The sequence below is a fragment of the Pedobacter sp. AK017 genome (assembly GCF_014200825.1).
GTDB lineage: Bacteria > Bacteroidota > Bacteroidia > Sphingobacteriales > Sphingobacteriaceae > Pedobacter > Pedobacter heparinus.
The window spans coordinates 384,003-398,520 of the sequence record NZ_JACHCW010000003.1; the positions used below are offsets into that span (position 1 = coordinate 384,003).

Sequence of the window (14,518 nt, forward strand, 5' to 3'; positions counted from 1 at the left end):
TCAAATAGAAGTAAAGTATTTTATTTAATAAATTTCAAACGATTTCGTAAATATTTAGTTTCTATTATTGCCTTCCGAGATTAAATTTCATTAACATTGATAGAATTAATTAACTCGTTTTAAATAAACAATATGAAGAGCAAAGATCTGTTTTCATTAGAGAACAAGGTGATCGTAATTACCGGGGCAACTGGTGTATTAGGAGAATCATTTGCGCTGGCTGTTGCTGCTGCCGGTGCAAAAGTTGCCATTTTAGGGCGAAATCAAGATAAAGCCAATACGCGCGTAAAGGCCATTACCGAAGCTGGGGGAGAGGCAATTGCGGTAATCACTGATGTGCTAAATGAAGAGGCATTGATTGCGGCAAAAAATCAGATACTGAATACATGGGGTACCATTGACGGACTTGTCAATGCTGCAGGGGGCAATATTCCTGGCGCTACCATTTCTCCTGATCAGAATATATTTGATATAAACGTGGCCGACACCCAAAAAGCTGTCGAACTTAATCTTTTTGGAACGGTTTATCCTACACATGTGTTTGGAAGGGTTATCGCAGAAAAAGGCAAAGGATCCATTGTGAATATCTCTTCACTGGCAGCACAACGCCCTTTAACCCGTGTTTTGGGTTATACAATGGGAAAAAATGCAATAGAAGGGTATACAAAGTGGATGGCGGTAGAACTTGCCCAGCGTTATGGCGATAAAGTAAGGGTTAATGCACTGGCACCAGGGGTATTCTTAACAGAACAGAACCGCTCATTATTAACCAATCCGGATGGCACATTTACAGATAGGGCGCAACGTTTCGTAAATCATACCCCTTTTGGTCGTTTGGGGAGTCCTGAAGAATTAAATGGCACATTGATCTATTTATTAAGCGATGCGTCAGCCTTTGTTAACGGAGAAACTATCCTGGTAGATGGTGGCTTTAATGCTTATAGTGGGGTATAATTTAAAGATATAATATAAACAAATGAATACAGTAAAACATAAATTATTACAAACCTGGCGTTGGTATGGGCCATCAGATCCGGTAAGCTTACAGGATGTTAAACAGGCAGGCGCAACCGGAATTGTTACCGCCCTGCATCATGTTCCTCATGGAGAAATCTGGCCGCTGGAAGACATCCTGGAAAGAAAGTCAATTATTGAAGCATCGGGCCTGCAATGGGCAGTTGTAGAAAGTGTTCCAGTCCATGAAGCAATTAAAACGCGCAGGAGCAATGCAGACCACTACATCGAAAATTATAAAACAACATTAAAAAACCTAGCAGCTTGCGGTATAAAAACAGTATGCTATAACTTTATGCCTGTGCTCGACTGGACACGCACACAGCTGGATTTAACCATGACCGACGGTTCAAAGGCTTTATACTTTAACTGGCTTGACCTGGCCGTTTTTGATCTTTTTATCCTGAAAAGGGAAGGTGCTGATGCCGATTATTCAGCGGATATAAGAAGCCGGGCAAAGGATCGTTTTGCTACCATGAATACTGACGAACTGAATGAACTCAAGATCAACGTATTAATGGGGATACCTAATGAAAAAGAAATTGAACTCGAAGCTTTACGTACCAGTATAGAAGAATATAAATCCATTGGCAGAGAAGGACTGAAAAAAAATCTGGCCTATTTTCTAAATGGAATCGCAGATGTATGTGAGGAAACCGGTATAAATATGACCATCCATCCTGATGATCCTCCTTATGCCATTCTTGGTCTACCCCGGATTGCCAGTACAAAAGAAGACCTGGTAAGTATTCTTAGAAGCGTAGATAAACCATTTAATGGAATTTGCTATTGCACAGGTTCACTGGGAGCTGGTGTGTCCAATAATTTAAATGATATTTTTGAAGCCGTAAAAGAAAGGGTATACTTTCTTCACCTTCGCAATGTTACCAAAGATGAAGAGGGTAATTTTTATGAAGCTGATCATTTGGGTGGTGATGTGAATATGTATGAAATTATGAAAGCAATTGTTGCAGAAAATGCAAAAAGAGCTACACCAATGCCTTTCAGGCCGGATCACGGACATCAGATGCTGGACGACTTAAACAAGGTTACCAATCCTGGCTATTCTGCAATTGGCCGTTTGCGCGGATTGGCAGAGTTGCGCGGACTGGAACTGGGTATAACTGGTAATTATTAAGCTACAGCAGAACCCCATTATATGGGGTTCTGCTTTTACCTGATTTTAGATTGAGATGATGCCCTCACCTTAATCTGTGTCGGCAGCATAACAGTTTCATAGCCTTCATTCAGGTCCTTCTTTTCAATCAGGGCCAGTAATTTTTCAGCTGCAAGCTGGCCAATCTCGAAAGCTGGCTGATGTACTGTACTTAAAGCGGGGTTCATCGCATCAGCAAGCTCAGTATTGGTAAAGCCAATTAAAGCAACATCATCGGGAATTTTATAGCCCAGCTTATTGAGCAGGACCAAACACCTGGTACTGATCTGGTCCGTAGCTGTAAATATAGCGTCAGGTTTATCCTTCAGGCTCATGTAATATTTAATAGCCTGCTCCAAATCTTCATTTAACTTATTTGCATCCGTATAATTACATGACCGCAATAATTCCGGTCTGTATTTAATACCACTATCTGCAAGTGCCTGTTTATATCCGTTTAAACGATCGGTAGCTATACTCAATATGGTATTCGTATTTAAATGAGCAATATTCTTGTATCCGTTGTTGATCAGGTGCATCGTTGCATCATAAGCACCTTTAAAGTTATCAGCTCCAACTTTATGGGTATTGACCTGATCAATCAGCCGGTCAAATAACACGATGGGCAAACCTGATTCCTGAAGGGCAATAAGGTAACTGAAGTTTATAGTTTCATATGCCGGAGAAATCAGGATTCCATCTACACCTCCCGCATATAGCAATTCTATACAGGCACTTTCCAGTCTTTCAGATTCCTTACTTTGCATAATAATGATCTGATAGGCTTTATCCGTTGCAGCTTTATGGATCCCATCCAGCATTTGGGAAATAACGTTATTGTCTAAAGAGCAGACCACAACACCAATAGACCGGCTTTTACCTTCTTTAAGCCCTTTTGCCATTCTATTGGGCGAGTAATGGTGTTTCTTTGCATAGTCTAAAACCTTTTGCTTAGTTTCTGCACCGATTTCATGACTATCGTTTAAAGCCTTCGAAATTGTAGAAATAGATAAATTAAGCGCTTTGGCAATATCTCTTAATGTGACGCTGTTGTTCATGCTCATTCCTCTTTTAAATAGAAACGCTAATTTGCAACTATTAAGGCGATAAGATTAATTTTCTTTATTTTATTTTGGTTATTTTTTCAGGATATGCCAACAAACACAAAAAAACCAATTTGATTTATCAATTGAGAATAACTATCTTAATAAGCTGATTAAATGAATGTTATTTAATATTAAAATGAACCGTATAAATAACTTGACAAAGCAATGATACAGACTGTAATAACTGTTTATAAATTTGCTTAACGGTGTTAGATTATTTATACATCTTAACTAAATGTAATGGGAAGTAAAGAACGTATCCAAAGGCTTAAAGAAGACACGAGGGCAAATATTCTCGATGCAGCCTTACAAATCGTTAAAGAAGAGGGATGGCAGGCTTTAAGCATGAGAAAGATTGCAGATAAGATAGAATATACTGCCCCGATTATTTATGAATACTTTTTTAATAAAGATGCTATACTGCTGGAGTTAACCCGACAAGGCTATATCATGCTGGGTGAAAAAATTAAAACCGCTAAAAACGAGCACACAGAAACTGCCAGCCAACTGGAAGCCATGTGGATAGCATATTGGAACTTTGCTTTTGAGTATAAAGAATTTTATCAGTTGATGTACGGGGTAGATATGATCTGTTGCGAACAAAAGAAATCAATGCCGGAAATAGACTTTTTAGATAACCTGTTCTTTGATACCATTAAAGACCTGATGAAGGCAGAAGAACCTGATGAAAGCGTAATCTGCAGAAAATATTATACTTTCTGGTCTATTGTTCATGGATTAATTTCTATTAACATGGTCAATAAAGGCAGAGACGAAGCCATGAACCAACATATTTTAAGAGATGCACTCAAAGGAATCATAAAATATATAAACGATTAATAAAAGGCTTTAACTATAAAAGCCTTTTTTTGACACCAATACTTAACATCGTTAAATAACTTATACACGTTAAAAATAAACTAAATAATCATGAATAATAACCTCTTTTACCCCTCACAACTTAACACCGTTAAATTATCTATACACGTTATGAAGACAACTATATTACTTGCAGCACTATTTCTAATGGGCTGTGCAGATAAAACTCCTCAGGCCGCTGCACCTGCTCCACCAGCCTTACCTGTGGCAAGTATTACCACAGGATCAGAAACTACTTTCCAGGATTATCCCGCATCCATAGAGGGTACAGTCAATGTCGAAATCAGGCCACAGGTTAGTGGTACACTTGAAAAAGTATATATTGATGAAGGCGCTTTTGTAAATTCAGGTCAGCCAATTTTTAAAATCAATGAACAGCCTTACAGAGCTGCTTTAAATAATGCGCTTGCCAGTCAACATTCTGCAGAAGCTTCATTAATTAATGCCCAGCTCGAGGTTGAGCGATTAACACCCTTAGTTCAGAATAAGGTAATCTCAGAGTTTCAGCTAAAATCAGCCAAGGCCACTGCACAGGTTGCTAAAGCAAACATCGAGCAGGCGAAGGCTAATGTGGCCACAGCATCAATAAACTTAGGATATACTTTAATCAAAGCACCGGTGAGCGGATATATTGGCCGTCTCCTTAAAAAACAGGGAAGCTTAGTCACAGCAACAGACGCTGAAGCATTGACAAATTTGTCGGATGTTCATGATGTGCATGTATATTTCGCATTAGGGGAGAAAGATTTTGTGAATTTCAAAGATCAGTATCCGGGGCAGACTTTGAATGAGAAAATCAAACAGCTTCCTGCGGTAAAGTTAATTCTGGCCGACAATACTGAATATGCCAGATCAGGAAAAATTGATGTGATCGACGGACAATTTGATAAAACAACAGGGGCCATTACAGTGCGGGCTAAATTTCCAAATCCGGATGGACTGCTCAGATCTGGAAATACCGGAAAAATAAGATTGAGCCTTCAACACAATAATGCGTTAGTTGTACCGCAGGTGGCCACAATTGAAGTGCAGGACAAAGTATTTGTATTTGCACTTGCAGATAGCAATAAGGTAAAAAAACAAGCCATAACCATTATTGGTAAAGCAGGAAACAATTATCTGGTTAAAGATGGAATAAAAGCCGGCGACCAGATCGTCTTGAGTGGATTAGACCGTTTGCAGGAGGGAGTTGTAATTGCACCACAAAAAGCGACAGATAAGGTTGTTGCTATAACAAAAAAATAACAAGCAAATTTTAACATTAAAGTCATGTTCCAAAAATTTATAGAAAGACCGGTACTCTCTACAGTGATCTCCATTTTATTGGTAATTCTGGGAGTACTTGGTTTAACAAAATTGCCTTTACAGCAATTCCCTGATATCGCTCCTCCGGCAGTACTGGTTGCAGCCGTTTATCCTGGGGCCAATGCAGAGACCGTGTTGCGTTCCGTTGCGCCATCACTGGAAGAATCCATCAACGGAGTAGAAAACATGAGCTATATGAGCTCCACTGCCAGTAATGACGGAACACTAGCCATCACTGTTTATTTTAAACAAGGTACCGATCCCGACCAGGCAGCTGTAAACGTTCAGAACCGTGTGGCACAGGCTACCAGTCAGCTACCTTCAGAAGTTGTACAACAGGGGATCACCACAACCAAACAACAAAATAGTTTCATTAATGCCATTGGTGTTTACACAGAAGATCCCAAAAAATATGACCAGACCTTTGTAGCCAACTATGCACAGATCAATATTATTCCTGAAATTAAGAGGATTCCCGGTGTAGGTTCGGCCGCTATATTTGGTGGTGTTAAGGATTATTCCATGAGGGTTTGGTTAAATCCAACTCAAATGGCCAATTATAAAATTACACCTAATGAAGTAATGGCCGCTATCCAGGATAAAAGTATAGAGGCTGCACCAGGTAAATTAGGGGAAAGAAGTAACGAAGTATTCGAATATGTAATTAAATATAAAGGAAAGCTTAACAAACCCGAAGAATACGAAAATATTGCGATTCGTGCCAATGAAGATGGTTCTGTTTTACATTTAAGAGATGTTGCCCGTGTCGAACTGGGTGCTTATTCTTATACCAGTAACAGTCATTTAAATGGAAAAGACGGAATTGTAATCGGCATAATCCAGTTAGCAGGTTCAAATGCCAATGAAATCCAGATTGCTGTAGATAAAGTAATGGAAAAGGCGGCAAAGGATTTCCCTGTCGGCATCAGTTACAATAGCTTTTATAAAACAAAAAATGCGCTTGACGAATCCATTGAACAGGTAATACATACTTTAATAGAAGCTTTTATATTGGTATTTATTGTGGTGTTCATTTTCTTGCAGGACTTCAGATCAACATTAATTCCTGCAATCGCGGTTCCTGTATCTATTTTGGGTACTTTTTTCTTTATGAATCTATTTGGTTTCTCCATCAACTTACTAACGTTGTTCGCCCTGGTATTGGCTATCGGTATTGTGGTCGATGATGCCATTGTGGTGGTAGAAGCGGTTCACGCAAAGATGGAACAGAAACGCCTTGGTGCTAAGGCTGCCACAACAGAGGCCATGCGTGAAATTACGGGTGCACTGATCTCGATTACGCTGGTAATGGCCGCAGTATTTTTACCTGTAGGTTTTATGACTGGCTCCACAGGTATTTTCTACAGGCAGTTTGCATTCACTATGTCTATTGCCATTGTGATATCTGCAGTAAATGCCCTAACCTTAAGTCCCGCGCTTGCTGCTTTATTTCTGAAAAGTAACCATACTGCAGAAGGCCATACCCAGGTTAAAAAGACTTTTATACAAAAATTCTATATAGGTTTTAACAGTAGTTTTAATGCAATGACCAACAGGTATGTAGGCGGCTTAAAGTTTCTGATTAAACATAAATGGGTCAGTATGGGTGGACTTTTCATCATTGTTCTGGCAACCATATTTCTGGTACGGAATACCAAATCTGGTTTTATACCAACAGAAGATCAAGGGTTTGTAGCCATTGCCGTTTCTACACCATCCGGAACATCGTTAAACGGAACAACCAAATTGCTTAAACAGGCAGAGGATGAGCTGAGTGCTTTACCTGCCTCAAGGTTTGTTACAGCAATTTCCGGTTTCAATTTGTTAACAAATTCAAATAGTCCCTCTGCTGCTGTAATTTTTGTTTTGTTGAAACCAAATAAAGAAAGAGGTGAAATTAAAGACATTAACCTCATCCAGAATGTCATCAGAGGAAAACTGGGCGCCTTAACCGGTGGTAATTTCTTCGTCTTTAGTTTCCCTACGGTTCCTGGATTTAGTAATGTAGAAGCTTTGGATTTAGTCCTGCAGGATAAAACAGGGGGTAAACTGGATAATTTTAGTGGCATAGCCAATAATTTTATCGGCAAACTAATGGCCAAGAAAGAAATCGCCTTTGCATTCACATCCTTTAAAGCAGATTATCCGCAGTTACAATTAGAAGTTGACGACGATAAAGCCAATCAGCTTGGTGTAAATGTGAAAGATGTACTGCAAACCATGCAGGCTTATTTTGGTAGTGCCCAGGCTTCAGATTTTAACCGTTTTGGCAAGTATTACAGGGTGGTAGTTCAGGCTGATATTGCCGACAGGACAGACCCGGCATCTATTGACCGTGTTTTCGTAAAAAGTAAAACCGGCGAAATGGTACCAATCAATACATTGGTTAAATTAACCAGGGTATTTGGTTCAGAAACTGCATCACGCTACAATTTATTTAATTCCATCCAGGTAAATGCCATCCCAAAACCAGGTTATAGTTCTGGCGATGCCATCAGGGCTATTCAGGAAACCGCCAAAGAAGAATTGCCATCAGGCTTTGCTTATGAATTCTCCGGACAAACCAGAGAGGAAATTTCGTCGGGTGGACAATCGACAGTCATATTTATATTGTGTCTGGTTTTTGTATACTTTTTACTGTCAGCACAGTACGAAAGTTATCTCTTGCCTTTAGCCGTTATATTGTCTATCCCAACCGGTATCTTTGGTGTATTTGTAGTCCTGGGCTTAACAGGTATAGAAAATAATATCTATGTCCAGGTTGCATTGATCATGCTCATCGGACTCCTCGCTAAAAATGCCATTCTGATCATTGAGTTTGCTGTACAGCGGCGTAAAGCAGGGCGGGGTCTGGTAGACGCTGCTATTGAAGCAGCAAGATTAAGGATTCGTCCGATCATCATGACCTCACTGGCCTTTGTTTTCGGATTGTTCCCGATGAGTATCGCAACCGGTCCTTCTGCCCAGGGTAATCACTCCATCAGTATTGGCGCGGCCGGTGGTATGCTGTCCGGAGTAATATTGGGCTTATTTATCATACCCGTATTATTTGTGATTTTCCAGCACCTGCAGGAAAAGGTATCTGGAAAACCTGTTGTTGCTGAAAATGAAACACATCCTGCTGTAAAAGTTGATTCAGAAATGATATATTCTTAATCGCCTAAATAACAAAAACATAAAATGAATGCATATATAAAAATATTAGTGATCCTGATCACTATAAGTATACTTGGGGGATGTAAGGTATCGAAAGACATACCAGTTCCTAAAACAGCCATTCCTGAGCATTTCAGAAATGCAGAGCGCACAGATTCATTGAGCATAGGTAATCAGGCTATCGTCGACTTTTTTCCTGAAAAGGAGCTGAGAAATCTTATTGATACAGCTTTGATAAGAAATTACGATCTGCAAATTGCGATAAAGAATATTGAATCAACCAGCCAGTTACTTAAACAGGCTAAACTTGGCAATCTTCCTCAATTGAACCTGCAGATCACAGGTAGTTCAAATAACCCTTCAAACAATAGTGTTAATGGGCTGAGCACCAGTGAGTTTTTAAAGACAAGCCATATTGAGGATTTTAATGCCAGCCTGGGATTAACATGGGAAGCTGATATCTGGGGAAAAATAAGAAGCCAGAAACAAGGAGCTTTGGCTACTTATCTTCAGACCGAGGAAGCAAGAAAAACCGTACAAACCCAATTGATCGCCAGCATTGCTCAGGGATATTACAGGTTATTGATGATGGATGCGCAAATAGGCATTGCCAAGAAGAATCTTGCTTTAAGTGATAGCACATTAACTATTGTAAAGTTGCAATTTGATGCCGGACAGGTTAGTTCACTTGCTATACAGCAAGCGCAGGCACAGCAACTTGTGTCAGCACAACTGATCCCTAAGCTTCAACAGGACATAACTATTCAGGAAAATGCCTTGAGCATGCTTACTGGACGTATCCCCGGAGCAATTGATCGCAAAACAAGTCTGGACAAAACATTTATACCCGACAAGCCATCTGCCGGATATCCTTCTGCGATGGTAAGTAAAAGACCGGATGTTAAAAGTGCAGAACTGTCTCTGGATATTGCCAATGCCAAAGTAGGGGTAGCAAAGGCAGGTATGTATCCAACATTGAACATTACCGCAACTGGAGGAGTAAATTCTTTCAAGGCCAGTAACTGGTTTAATGTTCCGGCTTCATTATTTGGCATGGTTTCAGGTGGACTTACCCAACCGCTATTACAGAGACGGCAATTGAAAACACAGTATGAGATCGCTAAAATTGACAGAGAAAAAACCGTAATTCAGTTTCGTCAGGCTGTCCTTAATGCAGTTACTGAAGTTTCTGATGAACTTGTGAAAATAGAAAAATTAAAATTGCAGTACGATATTTCCAGAAATAGGGTAAATACCTTACAGCAAGCCGTTAGAAATGCCAACATGCTATTTAAAAGTGGGATGGCCACCTATCTTGAAGTCATTACGGCCCAAAGTAATTCCCTGCAAAGCGAACTCGAACTTGCAGCCATTAAAACAGCACAGCTCAGCGCAACTGTAGAACTTTACCGGTCTTTAGGGGGTGGGATATAGCAATTTATAATGTTAAATAAGGGGTATCATTTAATTTACACTATTGAATAACCGTGATGTTAGAGGAAATGCATAAATTTGCTAACACATAAAAAAACGATAAATAATGAAAAACCTAATCTTGTTAACTGTTGGATTACTATTTAGCCTTACGGTAAGTAGTCAGATTTTGAAACCTGTAAAGTGGAGCTATGCTGCTAAGAAAACCTCAAAAACAGAAGCTACTTTGTACCTTAAAGCCACTATTGACGAAGGATGGCATTTATATTCACAAAATATGGCTGATGGCGGGCCTGTAAAAACAAGTTTTAAATTCACTCCATCAAAAGCTTACAAAACTGTAGGTAAAACAACTGAACCAAAAGCAATTGTTAAATTCGAGAAATCATTTGACATGAATGTAAGTTATTTTGAAAAGTCAGTTATTTTCCAGCAAAAAGTAAAACTTACCGGTGCAAATGCAATTGTGAAAGGAACACTTGAATATATGGTATGCGATGATTCACAATGTCTGCCACCAGAAACCGTCGACTTCTCTATTCCTGTAAAATAAAACAGTAATGACCTTAAAAAACTATTTGACAAGCACGAAAGTGCTTGTCATTGGCTGCTTAATCTTCTTTGCATCAGCTGCTACAGTCCATGCCCAGGAAGCCGATACGAGCCTTTCCGGTCTGGAGTTTACCGAAATTGCCCCTGATACTGTCAGCCCCGCTGATACGGTTAAAGCCAAAGCTGCAGTTGTGCCGGCAGCTGGCGCAGCCGGCATTGCGGCTGCACCGGGCAATAAAGCCCCTGCAGCTGAAGCGGACAAAACCCTTTGGGGAACCTTTATAGCCGGACTGGTAGGTGGTTTTCTGGCCTTTCTGATGCCCTGCATCTTTCCCATGGTGCCCCTTACCATCAGTTATTTTACCAAAAGGGCAGGCAGTAAAGGCAAAGGCATTGGCCAGGCCCTGATCTATGGGCTTTCCATCATTGTCATTTACGTAGGTTTTGGCCTGCTGATCACTGTTTTGTTCGGATCGGCCGGCCTGAATGCATTGAGTGCAAGCGGTTTGTTCAACTTCCTGTTCTTTATTTTGCTGGTGGTATTCGCCATCTCCTTTTTCGGGGCCTTCGAAATTACCCTGCCCAGTGCTTTCGTCAATAAGATAGACAATAAGGCCGATAACAGCAAAGGCCTGGCAGGCATCTTTTTTATGGCTGCTTCACTGGCCCTGGTCTCTTTCTCCTGTACCGGTCCGATCATCGGTACCTTACTGGTAGATGCCAGTTCCAAAGGAGAGTTACTGGGCCCGGCCGTCGGTATGTTTGGTTTTGCCCTGGCCCTGGCCCTTCCCTTTACCTTATCGGCCATATTTCCCGGCTTTTTGAGCAGTATGCCCAAATCCGGAGGCTGGCTGAACAGCGTAAAGGTATGCCTGGGTTTCCTGGAACTGGCCCTGGCCTTAAAGTTTTTGTCATCGGCCGACCTGGCCTGGCACTGGGAATGGTTTGACCGGGAGATCTTCCTGGTGCTGTGGATCGTGATCTTTGTGCTGATGGGGATCTATTTACTGGGGAAGATCAGGTTCTCTCACGACAGTGAGGTACCTTATATATCTGTTCCCAGGTTGTTCCTGGCCATTCTTTCTTTTTCCTTTGCGCTGTACATGGTGCCCGGGCTGTGGGGCGCTCCGGTAAGCGTACTGAGCGGACTGGCCCCACCAATGAATACCCAGGACTTTATCCTGAACGGCAACCAGTCCTCAGCCTCAGGAAATGTAGCTGCAGATTTTCCGGCCCAGGTCAAATACAGCGGATCTTTAAAAGCCCCGGTAGGTTTCCATCCTTTCTTTGAACTGGAAGAAGGACTGGCCTATGCAAAAAAAGTAAACAAACCTGTACTGCTTGATTTTACAGGGCATACCTGTGTAAACTGCCGCAGAATGGAAGACCTGGTATGGGTAGACCAGGAGGTGGGCAGACTGATCAAAGAGGAATATGTACTGATCCAGCTGTATGCCGACGACCGCAACATCAAAATGGAGAAAGACAAGGTCCATTATTCCAGTGTGCTGAAACGCAATACGGATGACCTGGGTTATTGGAACCTGGATTTCCAGGCTACAAAATACGGCTCCAATGCACAACCCTTATATGTACTGGCGGGTCATGACCTGAACCCACTGGTAAAACCCCAGGGAGCTATATTCGATGCAAAGGAATATGCAGCTTACCTGCAAAGCGGCTTAAACGCATTTAAGGGAAAATAAACAATACCATTAAGCCTTATATAAAAAAGCCTTCATCTTATTCGTGAAGGCTTTTTTAATACATCTTGTTAATTCAATTCAATGCTCAGTAAAACATTGAAATAATTGCTTTTGTCTCTATCCGTCTGCAAAAAGGCCTTGTCACCATAAACCATTTGTATTCTTTTTTTGATATTATCCAAACCGATGTTATGACTGATTACAGAACCATTTAAATTAATTAAATTTCTGGTTTCAATAATCAGGATATTGTGCGCAAGATTAATGCTAATTAAAGCCGGGTGGGCCTCCTGTAAAAGATCCCCATGCTTAAACACATTTTCAACAAGTGTAATCAGTACCAAAGGAATAATCTGAATTTTGGCCAAATCAGCATCATATTCTAAAATAACATTCAGTTTGGTTTCCGATTTTATCTGATAAAGTTTAATCAGGTTTTCTATTTGTTCAATTTCAAGTGCAATATCCGTAAAGATCTTTTCATCATCATCCTGGATAGAATAGCGCATCATATCCGTTAAAGTAATTATGGCTTCAGCAGCTTCCGGCGCCTTTTTACGTGCACTTGCATAAATGAAGCTCAGGGTATTGAACAAAAAGTGCGGATTGATCTGTGCTTTTAAACGTGCATACTGGGATTTGATCAGTTCAGCCTGCACGTTCTGATTTTCAATGATCATAATTAATTTCTCTTTCTCAGCTTCCTGTGTAATTTTTCGTTCTTTTAAATAATTGACCAGATAATAGTAACCAGAAGAAAAAAGAATAAAATAAATGGTTCTCCAAACTGAAGTGACTACTGCAGTTTTAGTCAGTGTTGCGGGTGCTACAAGCATTAGTCCGGCATATTTATTTAAAAATCCCGCCAATAATATTGAAAAAGGCACATAAAAGACCACCTCAATTACAATTAGCAGGGGTAATAACCATATCCCATGTTTGGTATGCGATTTCGCCGCAGGCATAATCACATAAGCATGAAAGTAGAAAAGGCAGATATTAAGTACATAAAATAAAACATAATTACCGGCAGTTGCAAAATACCCCCTGAGTATTCCACTTATGATGACTTCGTAAAATATAAAGAAGAACCAGGCAATAAAATGAATGCGGTGCTTGTATAAAAAATTAAAACATCTTGTAAAAGCCTCTTTCATTTTATGTAATATAGTCGTGTATAGATATCATAGTATTTGGGCAACCAGTCCCTAATCTGATATATTCCGGTTAGATCTCAGCGTGTTCCTTTCTAAAAAAGTTAAAAACTGTTTCCTATAGGTTGTTCCAAGTGGAACCTCCAGTTTATTGTTCAGTGTAATACTTGCACCTTCAACTTTATTAATGAAATCCATTGAGATAATGAAAGACCGCTGAACACGTATAAACGAACTGTTACCCTCTAATTTGGTCTCCAGCTCCTTCATTGTTAAATAAGCAATATGCATACCGCTAACGGTATGGATCTTTACATAATTGTTTAAACCTTCAATAGCAACCAGGTCTCTCAGATTAACCCTTACGTATTTCTGAACCTGATCCGTTTTAATAAAAAAGAAATCCTCATCTTTCATTTCTCTTTTAAGATTAATTTCTGACTTGAGCAACCGATTGATCATCAATGCAAATTTGGTCATAGAAATCGGTTTTAAAAGATATTCATTTGCCTGTACACCAAAAGCATCAATTGCATATTTGGAATGCGCAGTAGTAAAAACAAGATATTTGGTTTTATACCTAATGGCCAGCGATAAATCCAGTCCTGTCATTCCCGGCATGTCAACATCCATAAAAAGAACATCAATATTATCTTCCAAAGTAATTTCCATCAATGCCTTAAGCGGATCAGTAAAATACTTTAACAATTGCAGATTTGGCATTGCTTCAATATAATCCGCCAGCAGATCAACAGCATGTTTCTCATCATCAATAATAACACAATTTAGTTTGCTGTCCATGGAAATGCCTTTTTAATTTACGCTCATCATCATCTATCAAACTTATGGATATTCATCATAAAAACGAGGTATTGTGGCAATTTTTTTTTATCCCGATTCACATATTTCAAACCATTCATTTTCATTCACCACGTAAAATACATAATTAACCACGGTAAACATAAGGTTGGTGTAATATAATTGCAGGTGAATTCTTTCTTTTATACTTTTAGTTAATCATCCATCTATGATGAACATTAAAGTCCTGGTGCACTA

Annotated in this window: 11 protein-coding genes; 8 read left to right on the forward strand and 3 right to left on the reverse strand. The window is 39.9% G+C overall.

The genetic code is table 11. The features are described 5' to 3' along the window. The first annotated feature begins 132 nt into the window (after nucleotides 1–132). Complete coding sequence (locus HDC92_RS06585) at nucleotides 133–954, forward strand: SDR family oxidoreductase (RefSeq protein ID WP_183873151.1); 822 nt, start codon at nucleotides 133–135, stop codon at nucleotides 952–954. A gap of 22 nt (nucleotides 955–976) precedes the next feature. After that, nucleotides 977–2,152: a mannonate dehydratase gene (gene uxuA / locus HDC92_RS06590; RefSeq protein ID WP_015808079.1), complete on the forward strand. Its 1,176-nt coding sequence runs from the start codon at nucleotides 977–979 to the stop codon at nucleotides 2,150–2,152. A gap of 35 nt (nucleotides 2,153–2,187) precedes the next feature. Here uxuA and HDC92_RS06595 read toward each other — a convergent pair whose 3' ends face one another. Next, nucleotides 2,188–3,228: a LacI family DNA-binding transcriptional regulator gene (locus HDC92_RS06595; protein ID WP_036674029.1), complete on the reverse strand. Its 1,041-nt coding sequence runs from the start codon at nucleotides 3,226–3,228 to the stop codon at nucleotides 2,188–2,190. A 288-nt stretch (nucleotides 3,229–3,516) separates the two neighbouring features. Here HDC92_RS06595 and HDC92_RS06600 point away from each other — a divergent pair, with 288 nt between their 5' ends. From HDC92_RS06600 to HDC92_RS06625, 6 genes are all read left to right on the forward strand, one after another. Next, the gene (locus tag HDC92_RS06600; RefSeq protein ID WP_015808077.1) at nucleotides 3,517–4,116 is read left to right on the forward strand and encodes a TetR/AcrR family transcriptional regulator; all 600 of its coding nucleotides are present in this window, start codon (nucleotides 3,517–3,519) and stop codon (nucleotides 4,114–4,116) included. A gap of 150 nt (nucleotides 4,117–4,266) precedes the next feature. Beyond that, on the forward strand, nucleotides 4,267–5,400 hold the full coding sequence (locus HDC92_RS06605; protein ID WP_143715730.1) for an efflux RND transporter periplasmic adaptor subunit: 1,134 nt from the start codon (nucleotides 4,267–4,269) through the stop codon (nucleotides 5,398–5,400). A 24-nt stretch (nucleotides 5,401–5,424) separates the two neighbouring features. Then, a complete protein-coding gene (locus tag HDC92_RS06610) occupies nucleotides 5,425–8,616 on the forward strand; it encodes an efflux RND transporter permease subunit (RefSeq protein ID WP_015808075.1) in 3,192 nt (1,063 codons plus the stop codon). Nucleotides 8,617–8,640: 24 nt separating this feature from the next. After that, nucleotides 8,641–10,050, forward strand: a complete 1,410-nt coding sequence (locus HDC92_RS06615; protein ID WP_183873153.1) for a TolC family protein — start codon at nucleotides 8,641–8,643, stop codon at nucleotides 10,048–10,050. Between the two features lie 106 nt (nucleotides 10,051–10,156). Next, nucleotides 10,157–10,603 (forward strand): protein-disulfide reductase DsbD N-terminal domain-containing protein, encoded by a 447-nt coding sequence (locus tag HDC92_RS06620; protein ID WP_015808073.1) that lies wholly within the window; start codon nucleotides 10,157–10,159, stop codon nucleotides 10,601–10,603. Nucleotides 10,604–10,610: 7 nt separating this feature from the next. Beyond that, entirely contained in the window at nucleotides 10,611–12,308 is a 1,698-nt protein-coding gene (locus HDC92_RS06625) for a protein-disulfide reductase DsbD family protein (RefSeq protein ID WP_183873155.1), read from the forward strand. A 68-nt stretch (nucleotides 12,309–12,376) separates the two neighbouring features. Here the strand turns inward: HDC92_RS06625 and HDC92_RS06630 are convergent, their stop codons facing one another. Further along, entirely contained in the window at nucleotides 12,377–13,465 is a 1,089-nt protein-coding gene (locus HDC92_RS06630; RefSeq protein WP_015808071.1) for a sensor histidine kinase, read from the reverse strand. Nucleotides 13,466–13,516: 51 nt separating this feature from the next. After that, entirely contained in the window at nucleotides 13,517–14,263 is a 747-nt protein-coding gene (locus HDC92_RS06635) for a LytR/AlgR family response regulator transcription factor (RefSeq protein ID WP_015808070.1), read from the reverse strand. Nucleotides 14,264–14,518 lie beyond the last annotated feature (255 nt).

What these genes read in the sequence shown, in the direction of transcription:
- HDC92_RS06585 (WP_183873151.1), top strand. Translation starts at nt 133, where the DNA reads ATGAAGAGCAAAGATCTGTTTTCATTAGAGAACAAGGTGATCGTAATT.
- uxuA (WP_015808079.1), top strand. Translation starts at nt 977, where the DNA reads ATGAATACAGTAAAACATAAATTATTACAAACCTGGCGTTGGTATGGG.
- HDC92_RS06595 (WP_036674029.1), bottom strand. Translation starts at nt 3,228, where the DNA reads ATGAACAACAGCGTCACATTAAGAGATATTGCCAAAGCGCTTAATTTA.
- HDC92_RS06600 (WP_015808077.1), top strand. Translation starts at nt 3,517, where the DNA reads ATGGGAAGTAAAGAACGTATCCAAAGGCTTAAAGAAGACACGAGGGCA.
- HDC92_RS06605 (WP_143715730.1), top strand. Translation starts at nt 4,267, where the DNA reads ATGAAGACAACTATATTACTTGCAGCACTATTTCTAATGGGCTGTGCA.
- HDC92_RS06610 (WP_015808075.1), top strand. Translation starts at nt 5,425, where the DNA reads ATGTTCCAAAAATTTATAGAAAGACCGGTACTCTCTACAGTGATCTCC.
- HDC92_RS06615 (WP_183873153.1), top strand. Translation starts at nt 8,641, where the DNA reads ATGAATGCATATATAAAAATATTAGTGATCCTGATCACTATAAGTATA.
- HDC92_RS06620 (WP_015808073.1), top strand. Translation starts at nt 10,157, where the DNA reads ATGAAAAACCTAATCTTGTTAACTGTTGGATTACTATTTAGCCTTACG.
- HDC92_RS06625 (WP_183873155.1), top strand. Translation starts at nt 10,611, where the DNA reads ATGACCTTAAAAAACTATTTGACAAGCACGAAAGTGCTTGTCATTGGC.
- HDC92_RS06630 (WP_015808071.1), bottom strand. Translation starts at nt 13,465, where the DNA reads ATGAAAGAGGCTTTTACAAGATGTTTTAATTTTTTATACAAGCACCGC.
- HDC92_RS06635 (WP_015808070.1), bottom strand. Translation starts at nt 14,263, where the DNA reads ATGGACAGCAAACTAAATTGTGTTATTATTGATGATGAGAAACATGCT.